This window comes from Pseudomonas sp. microsymbiont 2, assembly GCF_054788395.1.
Window position 1 is genome coordinate 4,372,965 of the sequence record NZ_CM139112.1, and the last position, 17,872, is coordinate 4,390,836.

At 64.3% G+C, this 17,872-nt stretch carries 12 protein-coding genes and 2 pseudogenes; 9 read left to right on the top strand and 5 right to left on the bottom strand.

The features are described 5' to 3' along the window. Position 1 precedes the first annotated feature (1 nt). Positions 2-241: a sulfurtransferase TusA family protein gene (locus ACYUME_RS19665; RefSeq protein WP_011535136.1), complete on the bottom strand. Its 240-nt coding sequence runs from the start codon at positions 239-241 to the stop codon at positions 2-4. 106 nt (positions 242-347) lie between these two features. On the opposite strand from ACYUME_RS19665, the gene ACYUME_RS19670 reads away from it, so the two are divergent. Continuing rightward, positions 348-1,784 (top strand): M48 family metalloprotease, encoded by a 1,437-nt coding sequence (locus ACYUME_RS19670; protein ID WP_460416421.1) that lies wholly within the window; start codon positions 348-350, stop codon positions 1,782-1,784. 116 nt (positions 1,785-1,900) lie between these two features. Here ACYUME_RS19670 and nadA read toward each other — a convergent pair whose 3' ends face one another. After that, positions 1,901-2,959, bottom strand: coding sequence for a quinolinate synthase NadA (nadA, locus tag ACYUME_RS19675; protein WP_460416423.1), 1,059 nt, complete (start codon positions 2,957-2,959; stop codon positions 1,901-1,903). A 280-nt stretch (positions 2,960-3,239) separates the two neighbouring features. After that, a complete protein-coding gene (locus ACYUME_RS19680; RefSeq protein ID WP_279885112.1) occupies positions 3,240-4,754 on the bottom strand; it encodes a YdgA family protein in 1,515 nt (504 codons plus the stop codon). A gap of 562 nt (positions 4,755-5,316) precedes the next feature. Here ACYUME_RS19680 and ACYUME_RS19685 point away from each other — a divergent pair. From ACYUME_RS19685 to ACYUME_RS19700, 4 genes and pseudogenes are all read left to right on the top strand, one after another. Further along, positions 5,317-6,669, top strand: coding sequence for an APC family permease (locus tag ACYUME_RS19685; protein WP_279885110.1), 1,353 nt, complete (start codon positions 5,317-5,319; stop codon positions 6,667-6,669). A gap of 275 nt (positions 6,670-6,944) precedes the next feature. Next, positions 6,945-7,940 (top strand): annotated as a pseudogene (locus ACYUME_RS19690) (PDC sensor domain-containing protein); the annotation flags it as partial. A 396-nt stretch (positions 7,941-8,336) separates the two neighbouring features. Next, a pseudogene (locus ACYUME_RS19695) lies at positions 8,337-8,846 on the top strand (methyl-accepting chemotaxis protein); the annotation flags it as partial. 1,005 nt (positions 8,847-9,851) lie between these two features. Continuing rightward, entirely contained in the window at positions 9,852-11,621 is a 1,770-nt protein-coding gene (locus ACYUME_RS19700; protein ID WP_460416425.1) for a phosphoethanolamine transferase CptA, read from the top strand. Between the two features lie 182 nt (positions 11,622-11,803). Here the strand turns inward: ACYUME_RS19700 and ACYUME_RS19705 are convergent, their stop codons facing one another. After that, complete coding sequence (locus tag ACYUME_RS19705; protein WP_460416426.1) at positions 11,804-12,103, bottom strand: hypothetical protein; 300 nt, start codon at positions 12,101-12,103, stop codon at positions 11,804-11,806. Between ACYUME_RS19705 and ACYUME_RS19710 the strand changes: the two genes are divergently transcribed. From ACYUME_RS19710 to ACYUME_RS19725, 4 genes are all read left to right on the top strand, one after another. Continuing rightward, on the top strand, positions 12,095-13,645 hold the full coding sequence (locus tag ACYUME_RS19710; protein ID WP_460416428.1) for an amino acid permease: 1,551 nt from the start codon (positions 12,095-12,097) through the stop codon (positions 13,643-13,645). The genes ACYUME_RS19705 and ACYUME_RS19710 overlap by 9 nt on opposite strands. Positions 13,646-13,697: 52 nt before the next feature. Further along, a complete protein-coding gene (locus tag ACYUME_RS19715; protein ID WP_460416429.1) occupies positions 13,698-14,987 on the top strand; it encodes an NAD(P)/FAD-dependent oxidoreductase in 1,290 nt (429 codons plus the stop codon). Between the two features lie 285 nt (positions 14,988-15,272). Continuing rightward, positions 15,273-16,325 carry a phenylacetate--CoA ligase gene (locus ACYUME_RS19720; protein ID WP_460416431.1) on the top strand — a complete coding sequence of 351 codons (1,053 nt, stop codon included), beginning with the start codon at positions 15,273-15,275 and terminating at the stop codon, positions 16,323-16,325. Between the two features lie 14 nt (positions 16,326-16,339). Then, positions 16,340-17,101 (top strand): FAD-binding oxidoreductase, encoded by a 762-nt coding sequence (locus ACYUME_RS19725; protein ID WP_460416433.1) that lies wholly within the window; start codon positions 16,340-16,342, stop codon positions 17,099-17,101. Between the two features lie 46 nt (positions 17,102-17,147). Here ACYUME_RS19725 and ACYUME_RS19730 read toward each other — a convergent pair whose 3' ends face one another. Then, positions 17,148-17,861 carry a siderophore-interacting protein gene (locus tag ACYUME_RS19730; protein WP_460416435.1) on the bottom strand — a complete coding sequence of 238 codons (714 nt, stop codon included), beginning with the start codon at positions 17,859-17,861 and terminating at the stop codon, positions 17,148-17,150. Positions 17,862-17,872: the final 11 nt, after the last annotated feature.

Genomic DNA, 17,872 nt, shown 5'->3' on the forward strand with positions numbered 1-17,872 from the left:
CTCAGGCCTTGCGCAGCCAGTAGGTGTACACCCCAGCTTCGGCCGTTTCGCGTAGCAGCGTATGACCGGCAAGCTGGGCGAAAGTGCGGAAGTCGCGTTGCGAACCGGCATCGGTGGCGATCACCTTGAGCACCGCGCCACTGGCCAGGCGGTTGAGTTCCATCTTGGCCTTGAGCAGCGGCAGGGGGCAATTCAGCCCGCTGGCGTCGAGTTCGGCGTCGCAGGTCGGGGTGTCGCTCATCAGGCATGTCTCCGGGGCGGGGCAGAAAAGTCCCGTAGGATAGCGCCACTGGTCTGCATCGCGCGACCCGGCTACAGTAAGCCTTTTGACCGACGCGAGCTTCTGCATGAATCTACTGCGCCCCACCCTGCTGACGCTGGCCTGCCTGATGGCCCTTCCCGGCCACGCCGACGACCTGCCGTCACTGGGCGACGCCAGCTCCGCGATCGTCTCGCCGCAGCAGGAACACCAGCTCGGCCGCGCCTGGCTGAGCCTGCTGCGGGGTCAGGTCAACCAGCTGAACGACCCGCAGCTCAAGGACTTCGTCGAGACCACCGTGTACAAGCTGGCCGAGACCAGCCAGGTACAGGACCGCCGCCTCGAGTTCATCCTCATCGACAGCAAGGAACTCAACGCCTTCGCCGCGCCCGGCGGCATCATCGGGGTCAACGGCGGCCTGTTCCTCAACGCCCAGACCGAAGGCGAGTACGCCTCGGTATTGGCCCACGAACTGGCGCACTTGTCGCAACGTCACTTCGCCCGGGGCGTCGAAGCCCAGCAACGCATGCAACTACCCATGATGGCCGCACTGCTGGCCGGCATCGTGCTGGCCGCCGGTGGCGGTGGCGATGCCGGTATCGGCGTCATTGCCGGCACCCAGGCCGCGGCGATCCAGGAGCAGCGGCGCTTCTCCCGGCAGAACGAACAGGAAGCAGACCGCATCGGCATCCTCAACCTGGAAAAGGCCGGCTACGATCCGCGCAACATGCCCAACATGTTCGAGCGCTTGGCGCGCCAGTACCGCTATGACGCCAAGCCGCCGGAATTCCTGCTGACTCACCCAGTCACCGAATCGCGTATCGCCGACACCCGCAACCGCGCCGAACAAGCCCGCAAGGATGGCACCGAGGACACCTTGCGCTACCAATTGATCCGCGCCCGCGTGGCACTGACTTATGAAGGCACTCCGGGCCTTGCCGCCAAGCGCTTCCGTGCCCAGCTCGACGAGAACCCACAGATGGACGCCGCGCGCTATGGCCTGGCCCTGGCGCAGATCAAGGGCGGCCAGCTCAACGAAGCGCGGGAGAACCTCAAGCCGCTGCTGACCAAGGCGCCCAACGACATCACCTACAACCTGGCGCAGATCGACCTCGACATCACCAACAACCGCCTGGCCGACGCCCAGCAACGCGCCCAGCGCATGCAAGGGCTGTATCCGGGCAACTATCCGCTGAAACAGGTGCGCGCCGACCTGCTGATCAAGCAGGGCAAGCCGGCCGAGGCGGAAAAGGTGCTGGATGATCTGGTCAAGAGCCGACCGGACGATCCAGATGTGTGGTACGACGTGGCTGAAGTGCGTGGCCTGTCGGGCAACACCATCGGCCTGCACCGCGCCCGTGCCGAATACTTCACCCTGGTCGGCGACTTCGACCAGGCGATCCAGCAGCTTGACTACGCCAAACGCCGTGCTGGCAGCAACTTCCCGCTGGCCTCGCAGATCGACCAGCGCCAGCGCGAGATCATGGAGCAGCAGCGGATGGTCAAGGAGATGATGGGGCGCTAGGCTCCAGCACCGATCGCCCTGTAGGAGCGGCTTTAGCCGCGATTACCCGCCAAGCGGGTGACAGACACCGCGGTGCCTGCATCGCGGCTGAAGCCGCTCCTACAGAGGCAACAGCGTCAGGCGTTACCCGACAACTTCAAGCGCGCTGCCTGGGTGAAGTCCAGCATACGGTTCAACGGCTTGATCGCCTTGGGAATCAGCGCCGGCTCGACGAAGATCTCGTTGCTGCCCTGACGCAGGCAATCCAGCACGCGTTCCAGCGTGTTCATGGCCATCCACGGGCAGTGCGCGCAGCTACGGCATGCCGCGCCATTACCAGCAGTCGGCGCCTCGACGAACTCTTTATCCGGGCACAGCTGCTGCATCTTGTAGAAGATGCCGCGGTCGGTGGCGACGATGAAGGTCTTGTTCGGCAAGGTCTGCGCCGCCTTGATCAACTGGCTGGTGGAACCCACCGCGTCGGCCAGGTCGATCACCGCTTCCGGCGACTCCGGGTGAACCAGGATCGCCGCGTCCGGGTACAACGCCTTCATGTCGGCCAGCTGGCGCGACTTGAACTCTTCGTGGACGATGCAGGCACCGTCCCACAACAGCATGTCGGCACCGGTCTGCTTCTGGATGTAGCGCCCCAGGTGCTGGTCCGGCCCCCAGATAATGGTCTCGCCGTTGTCCATCAGGCTTTCGACGATCTCAAGCGCGCAGCTGGACGTCACCACCCAGTCAGCGCGCGCCTTCACAGCGGCGGAGGTGTTGGCGTAGACCACCACGGTGCGCTCGGGATGCTGATCGCAGAAGGCGGAGAAAGCCTCCACCGGGCAGCCCAGGTCAAGGGAGCAGGTCGCCTCCAGGGTCGGCATCAGCACGCGCTTTTCCGGGGTCAGGATCTTCGCGGTCTCGCCCATGAAGCGCACCCCCGCCACCACCACCGTCTCGGCCGGATGGTTCTTGCCGAAGCGCGCCATCTCCAGCGAGTCGGAGACGCAGCCACCGGTTTCCTCGGCCAGGGCCTGGATCACTGGGTCGCAATAGTAGTGGGCCACCAGCACGGCATTCTGCTTCTTCAGCTCGGCGGCGATGGCCGCACGGTAATCGGCCTCCTGCTCGGGCGTCAGCGGATGGGGCTGCTTGGCATCGAGGTGGGCCTGAACCAACAGGCGTTCGGAAATCTGGGTCATGATCGCTGGACCTGCGGGGCGCCTGGGCGCGTCAGTCGAGTGTATCACCCGGCCCTGGCAGATCGGCTAATGGTGCCGGACGGCCAGCGTCTCGACCCCTCTGCGGGCGCGGATTCTTATCGGACGCGAAGGCTACAGGCAATCGGAGGGATGCAAAAGGGGTTTTTACGTTGGCCACCCCAATGCAGTCGCGGGGCAAGCCCGCTCCCACGAAACCATCCAAGTCATGGCGACTTCGTGGGAGCGGGCTTGCCCCGCGAAAGGGACCGCGAGCCAGCAATCAACCCTGCGGCTGGAGTGCCGCCAGGTGGCCGCTGATCAGCATGGCGAACTCTTCGACGGTCATTTTCTTGCCGTTGAAGTCGACCATGCCATCGGCATAGTGCAGGCTCGACACCACGTCACTGCCCTGCACCGTGGCCATGCCGCTCTGCAGCGCCATCATGCCGACCATCTCGCCGGCCTGGCTGGACTGCTGGGCGATGGCCTGGGCATCGGTTTCGCCATCGAGCAGCGCCTGCAGGGTAGCCAGGTCGGCGACCATCGGCTTGGAGACGCTGAGCTTGGCCTTGAGTTGCGTGACCAGTTGCTTGCCCAACTGGTCCGCCGGCAGGTCGAAGGAGGTCGGATTGGCGAAGTCCATCGCCAGGTCGAACTGGCTCACGCCATTGGCGGTCTTGAACGCCAGCTTTTCCACCGCCACCTGGGGCTTGGCCACCAGCAGTCGCTGCAGGTCGCCCTGCACCTTGGCCTGTTCTTCGGGCGTCATGTCAAGCGACGGCACGGCCTCGCCCTGGGCGGCGGCCTGCTGGATTTCCGGCATGCGCGTCTGGTACCACTCCATCAAGGCCTGCATGGCCGGGATGTCGATGGACTTCATGGTCAGCACCATCTCGGCGCTGCCGACCTTGCGCCCGGCGTAGCTGATGTCGTCGACCTTGTATTCCAGGCGTCCGGCCAGCTTGTCCTTGGCCTCGCCCTCGGCGTTGTACAGGTTGTTCTGTTGCAGGCCCTTGAGCACCAGGGTTTCCTGCTTGGGGCCAAAGGTGGCCTGGGTGTTGGCCAGGGCCAGATCGAAGTTGCCGACGTAGACCATGTCATGGCCGGTCTCGCTGAGCTTGCCGCCCGCCTTGAAGCCGTTGAGCAGGATCTTCACCGGCGTCTGCTGCTCGTCGACGAAGCTCAGTTCCAGGCGCTCGGCGTTGCTGTGAATCTCCACCGCCTTGCCATCGCGATCGCCACGCAGCTGCAGTTGCAGGCCGGAGAAGTCCAGGACGTTGGCGCCATCCTCCTTGAGCGTGACCGGCGCCAGGCGGATATCGCTGTCGACGCTGCCGTCGTAGCCCAGGCTGACCTGGCTGGTGACCGGCGGCTTGTCGCCCGCCGCGGCGAACCAGGCGGCGGTGAAGTCATCCTTGTCCAGCGTGCTGTTGCTGGTGGCCAGCACTGGCATCAGCTTGAACGCCTTGACCCGCGACCAGGGAAACGGACCGTGCTCGATCTGGTCGGTCGCGCCCACCTCGAAGTTCAGTTTCTCGGCTTCGCCGACCTGCACGTTCTCGACCTTGAAGCGGTAGTGCGCGGTGCTGGTGAAGAAACGCTGTTCCAGCGAGACCAGTTCGATGGTCATGCTGCCACCGTTGCCGACCATGGCCTTCTTCAGCTCTTCGTTGCCTCGGGCGATGGAGCGTTCGAGCTCGGCGGGCAGTTGCTTGCCGGTGTACCAGGCGCCAGCGGTGGTTGCGACGGCGATGGCGACGGCCAGGCCGGAGAGGATGCCTACTGATTTCTTCATGAATAGAACCGATTGCTGTCCGTAGAGGGGCGAGAACGCGAACCGCGGAGGTCGGCGCGCAAGGCGCCAAGAATACCATTGCCCCCCAAGGCCATGCGGCGTATTCGTCGAGATTTTCTGCGTCTGGAGGTGTCTGTCCTAAACCTTGCAGCCTTTCATTTGGATGGTCTCCATCGTAAATTTTTACGAACACAAAAATCGAAAAATACGCCGACAAATCGGCCATAAACACTGCATAACAGCCATAAAAACCGACTTTTCACTCAAACACCGAACACCTTGTCATGTTTAACTTGACACTCATTTGACCATCGTTTTCTATCTCTCCCACCTTGCATGCGCCCACGCCACGAAGAAGAAAAACGCGCCGCCATCATGCCTGTCCGACCCAGCCCCCACGCGCCGCCTTCCTCGCTTCGGCCCTGCCAGCCCTGACACCAGCGCCCAACCGCGCACTTCGCAGCTCCAACATAAAAGGTGAACAACATGGAGCCCACCCGCTCGCCCCTGTCGCGCCCGCGCCACGCCGTGCCCGCCGTCCTGATCCAGGAGCATCGCCCGCATGCAGCCTGATCACAGCGCCTCCGGCAATGCCCAGTTCCACAAGTCCCTGCGCCTCTGGCACGTGGTGATCATCGGCTTGGCCTATCTCACTCCGATGACCGTGTTCGACACCTTCGGCATCGTCTCCGGCATCACCGCCGGGCACGTACCCAGCGCCTACATCCTGGCCCTGGCCGGCATCCTGTTCACCGCCGTGAGCTATGGCACCCTGGTACGACGCTTCCCGCAGTCGGGCTCGGCGTACACCTATACCCAGCGCGCCATCAACCCGCACGTGGGGTTCCTGGTGGGCTGGTCGTCGCTGCTGGACTACCTGCTGCTGCCCATGGTCAACGCGTTGCTGGCCAAGCTGTACCTGTCGGCGATGTTCCCCGAGGTGCCGGCCTGGGTGTGGGTGGTCGGCTTCGTCGCCCTGATCAGCCTGATCAACATGCGCAGCGTCAACCTGGTGGCGCATTTCAACCTGCTGTTCGTGGCCGTGCAGGTGGCGATCATCGCCGTGTTCATCTATCTGTGCTGGCGTGGCCTGGACCATGGCGAGGGCCTGGGCACGGCCTGGAGCCTGGTGCCTTTCGCCGATGAGCAGACCCAGTTCGCCGCCCTGGCCGCCGGCGCGACCATCCTGTGCTTCTCGTTCCTGGGCTTCGACGCGGTGACGTGCCTGTCGGAGGAAACCCGCGACCCGGGCAAGACCATCCCACGGGCGATCTTCCTCACCGCGCTGATCGGCGGCGCGGTGTTCATCCTGGTGTCGTACTTCATCCAGGCCTACTTCCCGACCATGGCGCGCTTCCATGACCAGGAGGCGGCCCTGCCGGAAATCGCCCTGTATGTCGGCGGCAAGCTGTTCCAGTCGGTGTTCATCGCCTGCACGGTGATCAACACCATCGCCTCGGGCCTGGCCTCGCAGACCAGCGTGTCGCGCTTGCTGTACGTGATGGGGCGCGACAATGTGATCCCGGCCGGCGTGTTCGCCCGCCTGCACCCGCGCTACAAGACCCCGGTGCTGAACATCGTCGTGGTCGGCCTGATCTCGCTGTCGGCGATCTTCTTCGACCTGGTCACCGCCACCTCGGTGATCAACTTCGGCGCGCTGGTGGCGTTCAGCTTCGTCAACCTGTCGGTGATCAACCACTGCTACCTGCGCGAAAGGCAGAACAAGGGCCTGACGAACAACCTCAAGTATCTGGTGCTGCCGACGATAGGCTTCTGCATCATCGTCTCGCTATGGCTGGACCTGAACCAGCACTCGCTGTTGTTCGGCGGCGCCTGGGCCCTGCTGGGGGTGTTCTACCTGGCCTGGTTGACCAAGGCCTTCAGGATCGCGCCACCGAACTGCATCGCCGACTAACCCCGCCGACGCCCGCCTGACCGCGGGCGTCCTGTTTGCCCGAGAAGGAAACGCCCATGTCGCAGCGAAGTCTCTCCATCCAGTGGAAGATCACCCTGCTCGCCGGCCTGTGCCTACTGGCCATCGTCGCCCTGTTGGTCACCACCTCGCTGACCCAGGCCCGGCACAGTGCCGAGCAAGTGTTCCAGGCCAACACCGCGCTGCTCGACCGGAGCGCCCGCCTGCGCCTGCAGGCCCAGGGCGAAACCCAGGCCCTGCGCATCCAGCGCTACTTCATGGATGCCTACCAGTACGGCAACGGTTTCGCCCGCCTGGTGCAGGCGCTCAAGGCCCGCGGAGGCGCGCAGCTGCGCGACGAGCTGACCCGCGAAGCTCGCACCGCCCTGGGCGGCAACGCCGACCTGATCGGCCTGTACCTGGTGTTCCAGCCCAACGCCCTGGATCAGCAGGATGCGCATTTCGCGGGCCAGGCCGAGCGCGGCAGCAACGACAGCGGGCGCTTCTCCCTGTACTGGTCGCAGCCGAGCACCGGCGCCCTCGAAAGCGAGGCGATGCCCGAATCGATGCTCGCCGACACCAGCATCGGCGCCAATGGTTCGCCCTACAACCGCTGGCTGACCTGCCCACTGGAAACCGCCAAGGCCTGCGTGCTCGATCCTTACTTCGACGAGGTCAATGGCCACCAGGTGCTGATGACCAGCATCGCCCTGCCACTGCTGGAAAACGGCAAGGTGGTCGGCGTGGTCGGCCTGGACATCGGCCTGGACAACCTGCAGCAGCTGAGCCTGGCCGGGCGCCAGGAACTGTTCGATGGCCAGGGCCAGGTCAGCATCGTCAGCCCGTCGGGATTGCTGGCCGGACATAGCCAGGACGCCGGCCAGTTGAGCAAGACCGTGGAGCAGGCGTTCGGCGCCAGCGGTCTGGGTACCCCGCTGCGCGCAGGCCAGGCACTCGAGCGCCTGGACGGCGGCACCATGCGCATTTCCCGCCCCTTCGCGCCGATTCCCGGCGCGGCGCCATGGCAGGTCTTGCTGGAGCTACCCGAGCAGGTCTTGCAGGCGCCCGCCGTCGCCCTCAACCAGAGGCTGGACGGCCAGAACCAAAGCGCCAACCTCACCAGCCTGTTGATCGGCCTGGGCGCCGCAGTGCTGGGCCTGCTACTGGTGTGGCTGACCGCACGCGGCGTGACCCGGCCGATTCTCGCCGTGGCCGCGCGGCTGGAGGACATCGCCAGTGGCGAAGGCGACCTGACCCGGCGCCTGGACTACGCCCGTGACGATGAACTGGGCCAACTGACGGGCTGGTTCAACCGTTTCCTCGACAAGCTGCAACCGGTGATCGCCCAGCTCAAGGGTTCGCTGCAGGAAGCCCGTGGCACCGCCGACCAGTCGGCGCTGATCGCCAGCCAGACCAGCGACGGCATGCAGCAGCAGCATCGAGAGATCGAGCAGGTGGCTACCGCCGCCAACGAGATGAGCTCCACCGCGCACGATGTAGCCCACAACGCCGCCCAGGCAGCCCAGGCGGCGCGGGGTGCCGACCAGGCGACCCGCGATGGCCTGGCCCTGGTGGCCGCGACCCGCACGGCGATCGACCAGCTGGCCGGCGGCATGGACGCGGCGATGGATGAGGCGCGCGCCCTGGAGAGCCGTGGCGAGCAGATCGGCTCGGTGCTCGAGGTGATCCGTGCCATCGCCGAGCAGACCAATCTGCTGGCGCTCAATGCCGCGATCGAGGCGGCCCGGGCTGGCGAGGCCGGGCGTGGTTTCGCGGTGGTGGCCGACGAGGTGCGCAACCTGGCCCAGCGCACGCAGGTCTCGGTCGAAGAAATTCGCCAGGTCATCGAAGGTCTGCAGCAAGGTACTCAGGACGTGGTTGGCGCCATGCATGCCGGCCAGCGTCAGGCCCAGGACAGTGCGGCGCAGATGGAGCAGACCTTGCCGGCGCTGCAGCGCATCGGCGAGGCGGTGGCGGTGATTACCGACATGAACCTGCAGATCGCCTCGGCTGCCGAGGAGCAGAGCGCCGTGGCCGAGGAGGTCAACCGCAACGTGGCGGGGATCCGTGATGTGACGGAGTCGCTGTCCGGGCAGGCCGATGAATCGGCGCGGATCAGCCAGGCACTTAATCGGCTGGCCAACCAGCAGCAGGTGTTGATGGAGCAGTTCCGAGTCTAACCATGTCTTGATCTTGATCTTGATCTTGATCTTGATCTTGATCTTGATCTTGATCTTGATCTTGGCAATCGCATGTTCAACCTCACTATCAACTAGCGTCAGCTGCGCCAGCCCAGGCGCCGCCCGTTACTTCGCGACTTCAGGAGGCCGAACGTAGGCCTTGCGGAGGGAGGTGACGGGCATGGATGCCCGTCAAGCGCTGGGGCCCAGGATGGGCCCTGCAGCGCGGCCCTCCCGGGAGCAAGGCCGGAGTGAGGGAACCCGGAGCGAAGCGTAGGGCCGGATGAATGGAGCGCAGCGTTTTTTGGTTACTTTTTGTCGCGTTTGACAAAAAGTGACCCGCCGTAAGGGCGGAAAGGTGACTATGCGTCGACATCGTAAATGAATGCGCTTACAGCTGTAGAAACCCACGCCGACCGCATTTGACTTTGACTTTGACTTTGACTTTTAAAGAGTCTGTATTGAAAGTTATATGCGCATTCATTTGCGATGCCGACGCATAGTCACCCTTCCGCCCTTACGGCGGGTCACTTTTTGTCAAACGCGACAAAAAGTAACCAAAAAACGCTGCGCTCCATCATCCGGCCCCTACGCTTCGCTCCGGGGTTCCCTCGCTCCGTTCTTGCTCCCGGGAGGACCGCGCTGAACGCCCCATCCTGGGGCGCAGCGCTTGACGGGCATCCATGCCCGTCACCTCCCTCCGCAAGAACTCCACTCGGCCTCCTGAAGTCGCAATTGGTGTTGCCTGAACTATCGCGCACTTAGAAGCAAGAACAAACATCAAGAGCAAACATCAAGAGCAAACATCAAGAGCAAACATCAAGAGCAAACATCAAGAGCAAACATCAAGAGCAAACATCAAGAGCAAACATCAAGAGCAGCTTATTCGGATCTCACTCGTCAGCCGCCCCGAGACTTTCATGAATTGTTGACGATCTTTTCACGTTGCCCCCTTTAGCGTCGCCCGCCAACCAATCCAGCAGACAACCGCTCCCCGAGGCACTCGTGTCACGCACAACTCCCCCCGCTCGCGAATCCATCGACTGGGCCGGCCTCGGCTGGCTTGTGCTGTTCTTCTGGTACTTCTCCGGCATCACCCAAGCGCTACTGCTGTTCAGCGGCACCACCGGCTTCGCCGGCTTTCGCGACGCCTTCGTCCTCAGCAGCCTGTGGCTGGCACCGATACTGCTGCTGCCACGCCTGACCCGCCCGCTCGCCGCACTGATCGGCCTGGTGCTCTGGGCCAGCTCCCTGGTCGGCCTGAGCTACTTCGCCATCTACCACCAGGAATTCTCGCAAAGCGTCATCTTCGTGATGTTCGAATCCAACACCACCGAGGCCAGCGAATACTTCAGCCAGTACTTCAGCATCTGGCTGGGCCTGGCATTGCTGCTCTACAGCATCGTCGCCGTACTGCTGTTCAAACGCATCCGCCCGGTCACCCTGCCACTGTACGGCCGCCTGCCAGTGGTCGCCCTGTTGTTGCTGGCGACCCTGGGCTACCCCTTCTACAAACAGATGGTCGGCCAACAGCGCAACTTCGCCGATGCCCAGGAAAAGGTCGAACAGCGCATGGCCGCTGCGGTGCCATGGCAACTGGTGGTCGGCTACCGGCAATACCGCCAGCAACTGGACAGCATGCAGGCATTGCTGCAGCAGAACGCCGCCCTGCCACCGCTGCAGAATCTCAAGGACAGCAGCGGCGATGCCCCGCGCACCCTGGTGCTGGTGCTGGGCGAGTCCACCACCCGCGAACACATGCGCCTGTATGGCTACGACCGCGACACCACGCCGAACCTCGACGCCCTGGCCGCCAGCGACAAGCGCCTCACCGTGTTCCGCGACGTCGTCTCGCCGCGCCCCTACACCATCGAAGTGATGCAGCAGATCCTCACCTTCGGCGACGAACAGCACCCTGATCGCTTTCTCAGCGAACCGTCGCTGATCAACCTGATGAAACAGGCCGGCTACAAGACCTTCTGGATCACCAACCAACAGACGATGACCAAGCGCAACACCATGCTCACGACCTTCTCCCAGCAGACGGACGTACCGGTCTACCTGAACAACCAGCGCAACCAGAACGCCAGCCAGTACGACAGCGTGGTGCTGGCGCCCTTCGAAAAGGCCCTGCGCGACGCTGCGCCGAAGAAGCTGATCATCGTCCACCTGCTGGGCACCCACATGGACTATCGCTACCGCTACCCGGCAGAGTTCGCCCACTTCAACGATGGCAACGGCGCGCCGCCGACACTGACGCCCAGCCAGCTGCAAACCTACAACTTCTACGACAACGCGGTACGCTACAACGACTTCGTCGTTTCCGACCTGATCAAGCGGTACGCGGCCAGCACCCCGAACGGTTTCCTGCTGTACCTCTCCGACCATGGCGAGGATGTCTACAACTCGGGCAACCATGACCGCCTGGGCCGCAACGAGGCCGACCCCACGCGGCCGATGTACACCATCCCGTTCCTGCTCTGGACTTCGTCCAGCTGGCAGGCGAGCGCTCCCCGGGACCTTCGCTCGATGGTCAACCGGGCCTACAGCAGCTCGCACCTCATCCACACCCTTTCCGACTTGGCGGGGCTGAGCTATGACGGTTACGAACCAGCCAAGAGCCTGGTGAACCCACAATTCGTCGCCGGCCCGCGCTGGATCGGCGACCCCTACGCCAGCAACGGGTTGCGTGAATTCGACAAGCTGCCGATGGACAAGGCCGAGAAAGAACAACGTACCGCCAGCAACGACGCTCCCCACCCCGACGAGGGCTAAGCCCTCCACCACGCCCGCGCCGACCACAGGCCGCAACAACGTCGAAGCCGATATCCGAGCAATCAGATATCGGCTTTTTTTGCGCGCATATTGATGAATTTTTTTCCGAACACATTATCTGGCACACAGCCAAACAAGACAAAAAGACGATATTAATGTCTAAATAGACGAGAACAGGCACCTTAAAAATAAGGACAACAAGCAAACATCGCGCTATAGAGTGCGCTTAATACCCCACCAAAACGACGAAAAATATCATTCCAAAAAGGAATGATGTGACGATTAATGGTCGTTTGTTGTCCGCGCCTTTCCAGGCCAATACTGATCTCTATCAATGCAATCACCACCGCCACGGTCCTGGAGAAACCGCTGGCAGGCCGGCGCTCATCCCGCGCTCGCCCTCCCTGCAATTGGAAGTGGTCAGAACACAACAAGAACAACAACTCACTTGAATGCAGATCAGCAGGTTGCCCATGACCCATGCGAACCACGACGCCAGTTCGACTGGCGCACCTCCAGCTTCCGGACACCTCAAGCGCACCCTCACCAGCCGCCACCTGAACATGATCGCCATCGGCGGCTCGATCGGTACCGGCCTGTTCGTCTCCTCCGGCGCCACCATCGCCCAGTCCGGCCCCGGCGGCGCGCTGCTGGCGTTCGCGGTGATCGGCCTGATGGTCTACTTCCTGATGACCAGCCTCGGCGAACTGGCCGCCTGCATGCCGGTCAGCGGCTCGTTCTCCACCTACGCCTCGCGCTACGTGGATGAAAGCTTCGGCTTCGCCCTGGGCTGGAACTACTGGTACTCCTGGGCCGTGACCATCGCCGTGGACCTGGTGGCCGTGCAGATCATCATGGTCTACTGGTTCCCGGATACGCCCGGGGTGATCTGGAGCGCGGCCTTCCTGGCGCTGCTGTTCGCCCTGAATGTCGCGTCGGTACGCTTCTTCGGCGAGGCGGAGTTCTGGTTCGCCCTGATCAAGGTCGTCACCATCATCATCTTCATCGCCGTGGGCGTGCTGATGCTGCTGGGCATCCTCGAAGGCGGCCAGGACGGCGGCAGCCACCTCTGGCAGATCGCTGACGCGCCGATCGCCGGCGGCCTGCCGGCGCTGATCGGCGTGGCAATGATCGTCGGCTTCTCGTTCCAGGGCACCGAGTTCGTCGGCATCGCCGCTGGCGAAACGACCAACCCCGGGCGCAACATTCCCAAGGCCGTGCGCCAGATCTTCTGGCGGATCCTGCTGTTCTACGTATTCACCATCATCGTGATCGGCCTGCTGATCCCCTACACCGACCCGCGACTGCTCAAGGACGGCCTGTCCGACATCACCATCAGCCCGTTCACGCTGATCTTCGCCAAGGCCGACATGCTCGCCGCCGCCGCGGTGATGAACGCGGTGATCCTCACTTCGGTGCTGTCCGCCGGCAACTCGGGCATGTACGCCTCCTCGCGCATGCTCTACAGCCTGGCTCGGGAACGCAAGGCGCCCGCCATCTTCGCCCGCGTGACCCGCAGCGGCACGCCGGTCTGGGCGCTGCTGGCCACCGCAGCGGTCGCCGGCCTGTGCCTGCTGAGCTTCCTGTTCAGCCCCGGCAAGCTCTACCTGTGGCTGCTGAACACCTCCGGCATGCTCGGTTTCATCGCCTGGCTGGGCATCGCGGTCAGTCATTACCGCTTCCGCCGCGGCTACCTGCTGCAAGGCCATGACCTGGCCAGGCTGCCGTACGTCTCGAAGTTCTTCCCGTTCGGACCGCTGTTTGCCTTCGGCCTGTGCATGGTGGTGATGCTCGGGCAGAACTACCAGGCCTTCATGGGCGGGCAGATCGACTGGATCGGCGCCTTCGCCACCTACGTCGGCCTGGTGCTGTTCACGGTCATGTGGTTCGGCCACAAGCTGGTCACCGGCTCCCGAGTCGTGCGCTATCGGCAGATGGATTTCTCGGTGATCGAGACGCGCAAGGCCGAAGACAGCAAGGCCGTCGCCGAAACCTCCGTCACCACCCACCAGCAACCCGCCTGACAACACCAATGGCGGGCCTGGTCCGGCCCGCCCATCACTGCCTGGGATCATGATGAACAGCACCTTGCTCGATTCCTACTACGAAGCTACCGCCGACAGACCCCACTACCCGGCCCAGTCGGGTCGAACCGACACTCGCGTGTGCATTCTCGGCGGTGGCCTGGCCGGTCTGTCGACGGCACTGGGACTGGCCGAGCGCGGGGTAGGCGATGTGACCGTGCTCGAAGCACGACGCGTCGGCCATGGCGCCTCGGGGCGCAACGGCGGTTTCGTGTTCGGCGGCTACAGCCTCGGCAACGCCGACCTGCTGGCGACCCTCGGCGCCAGCGAAGCACGCCGCCTGTACCAGCTGACGCTCAACGCCGTCGAGCTGATCCGCGAACGCACCCGCAGATACGCCATCGACTGCGACCTGGTCGACCAGGGCGTGATCCTGGCCAACTGGTTCAACGACCCGTCGCGCCTGGAAAAACCCCGCCAGCTGATGAAGCAAGCCTATGGCGTGGAGTGGACGCACATCGCGCCCGGCGAGCTGAAAGAGCAGCTCAGGAGCGAGCGTTACTATGGCGGACTGCTGGAGCGCAACGCCTTCCACTTCCACCCGCTGAAGTACGTCTGTGGCATCGCCCGGGCCGCCACGCAAGCGGGCGTGACGATCTTCGAGCAATCGCCGGTCATCGCCATCGAGAAAAAGCCCCACGGTTACATCGTGCGCACCGGACAAGGTGAAGTGCACGCCGAGGAAGTGGTGTTTTCCGGTGGCGGCTATGCCCGAGGCGTCTACCCGCCGATCGAGCGCGCCGTGCTACCGATCGCCACCTATGTGGTGGCGACCGCTCCGCTGGGCGAGCGCCTGAAGGACGCCATCGCCTGCCAGTCGGCGATCTACGACACGCGCTTCGCCTTCGATTACTACCGGCCACTGAAAGACACGCGGATTCTCTGGGGCGGGCGCATCTCCATCCTCGACCGTGGGCCGCAGGCCATCGCCCGATTGCTCAAGGCCGACCTGCTGAGCGTCTACCCACAGCTCGAGGACGTGCCACTGGAGTACGCCTGGGGCGGGCTGATGAGCTACGGGCGCCACCAGATGGCCCAGATCGGCCAGGATGCGCAAGGCATCTGGCACGCGGTGGGGTTCGGCGGGCACGGCATGGCGCCGACCACCGTGGCCGGCGAGGTGCTGGCCGACGCGATCGCCCGTCGGCTGCCGGTACCGGCAGGCTTCGCCAGATTCGGCCTCGAGCGCACCTACGGACTGGCTGGGATGCTGGCCGCGCAAGCCACCTACAGTGCCTTCCAGGCCCGCGATGCGTTCGATGCACGACGCCTGAATCGTTGAGCGGTCCGGGCTGCGCGCCCGGTGAGCGCGGGCTTGTCTGGGCGCAGAACCACCGCGAACAACGCAGCGCCTGCTTCGCGGGTACAGGTGCTACACAATGCCCGAGACAACGGCGATCCTGTGGGAGCGGCTTCAGCCGCGAAGCAGGCGCCGCGGACGCGAGCCGACAGGCGCGGAAACGGTTCGCGCCCGGCACACGGCGGGCCGGGCAATGCGAGTAGCCATCCCCGATACCCCGGCATAGCATGCAAGCCTGATGGTCGACCTACCAAACGGACTTGGAAGATGAACGCCAACACACGCCTCGATATCGCTGCCTTCGAACAACGCCCGCTCACCTCGCCCCATCGCGACACCCTGGAAACCTGCAGCCTCGAACAACTGCGCGACGTGCAGCTGCGCCGCTTGCGCTGGTCGCTGAAACACGCCTGGCGCAACGTGCCCTGGTACCGCCAGCAGTTCGAAGCCATGGGGCTGCACCCGGAGCAGCTGCAGCACCTCGGCGACCTCGCCCGCTTTCCTTTCATCGGCAACGCCGAACTGCACCACCACTACCCGTTCTCGCTGTTCGCCGTACCGGCGCGGCAAGTGGTGCGCCTGCAAGCCTGCCACGACGGCAGCGCCCGATCGCCGCTCATTGGCTACACACGCAACGACCAGGAGGTCTGGGCGGCGCTGGTCGCACGCTCGCTGCGCGTTGCCGGCGCCCATGCCGGCGACCGCCTGCATGTGCTCGGCGACCTGGACGGTTTCAGCGCCGGCGCCGGCCTGCAACTGGGAGCCGAACGCCTGCGCTGCGCACTGATCCCCCTGGCGGCCCGCGAAGCGTGCGAGCAGGTTCGCCTGCTGTGCGACTTCCAGCCGCAAATGCTCGTGGCCAACCCTGCGCAACTGCTGGCCTTGGCCCATGAACTGGAACGCCAGGGCATCGCCCTGCCTGCGCTGTCCTTGCGCACCGTGCTGCTCGGCCCGCAGCCGTGCGCCAGCAGCCTGCGCCAGGAACTGGAGCGGCGCCTGGGCGTTCAGACCCTGGCCTTGTACGGCGTGCCGGCCCTGATGGACCCCGGCATCGGCATGGAATGCCTGCAAGCCCGCGATGGCGTCACACTTTGGGAAGACCACTTCTATCCAGAGATCATCGATCCGGACAGCGCTACGGCGCTGCCCGATGGCCACTTCGGCGAGGTGGTGCTGACTACCCTGAGCCGCGAGGCGCTGCCGATGATCCGTTACCGTACCGGCGAGATCGGCCGCCTGCTACCCGGCACCACGCACAGCATGCGCCGCCTGGAGCGTCTCGCCGGCCCCGAAGCCACTCTCTTGCGCCAGAGCGCCTGAACAGGACCCGCGCCATGACCGTGATGCACCCGCTGCAAGTCGCCGATATCCGCCGCGAGAGCGCCGATACCGTTTCGATCGCCTTTGCCGTGCCCTCGCACCTGGCGGCGACCTACCGCTTCGAGCAAGGCCAGTACTTGCAACTGGAAGCACAGTTGCAAGGCGAACCGGTGCGGCGTTCGTACTCGATCTTCAGCGCGCCTGACGACGGCGAACTACGGGTAGCGATCCGGCATGTGCCGCAAGGCCGTTTCTCGAGCTACGCCAACACCCAGCTGGCGGTGGGCGACACCCTGCTGGTGATGCCACCGGCGGGCTCATCCTATCGCCCCGAGCAGCAACAGGCCCAGGCTCATCATTGCCTGGGCATGGCCTCGGGCAGCGGCATCACGGCGCTGCTGCCGGTCATCAAGACCACCCTGGAAAACGACGAGGGCAGCCGCTTCACCCTGGTCTACGGCAACCGCGACCGCGCCAGCCTGCTGTTCGGCGAACGCCTGGCCGCGCTGCAGGCCCGGTATGGGCAACGCCTGGAACTGATCCTGCTGTTCAGCCGGGAAAGCAACGACAACGGGCTTCCGTCCGGGCGCCTGGACCTGGCCATGTGCGACACGCTGTTTCGCGAATGGATCGACGTCAGCCGGCTCGATGCGGCGTTTTTGTGTGGCCCGCAGGCCATGGTCGAGACGGTGGGTGCGGCGCTGAAGGATTACGGCCTGGCAGCCGAGCGCCTGCATTTCGAACGTCTGGCCGAACCTGTGTTGCAGGTTTGCTGAGGCCAGCGGGCCCTGCGCTGCCAGGCAGCGCAAGGCGAACGTGCGCTCAATCGCGATAATCGGCGACGTTGCGCATCCAATAGCCCTTGCCACGCACCAGACGCCGCTGGATCGAACAGGTTTCGGTGAGGTAGTCACGCACCTCGTTGACCGCCTTCGCCTCGCCGGCGATCCAGAACTGGCCGATCCCCGAGGGCAACGTCAGATTGCTGATGCCGTCGAGCAACAGGTTTCTATAGCCCAGGTAGTCATCGCGGAAGTACCACTTGCAATTGACCGTCGCCAGCGAGTCCACCGCCTGCCGTTCGGTCTGGCTCGCAGCTTCCAGCACCACCAGCGCGCGGTCGCGCGGCGACAGGCTTTCGAGAATGCTCATCACCGCCGGGGTACCGGTTTCATCGGCCGTCAGCACCATCCATTCGGCATCCTCCTGGCGCTGGAAACCGCCGCGCAACGCCGAGCAGCCAATCTGCTCGCCGACCCAGGTCCGCTCCACCCAACGCCCCGCCGGGCCATGGTCATGGCGCACGAAGTCGACCTCGACCCGCGCCGACTTCGGATAGTGCCGGCGTATGGTGTAGGCCCGGGAGACCTGGCTGGCGCCGCTGGGCAGGAACAGCTTCAGCCATTGCCCCGGCTCACAGGGCGACTCCCCGGCGAACAGATCGCCCTTTAAGGTGACACGCCGCACCAGCGGCGTGACATCGCGGACATCGGTGACTTCGAGGTTGTATTTCAGCTTCTTGCGAAATTCGAGCATGAAAACTCCAG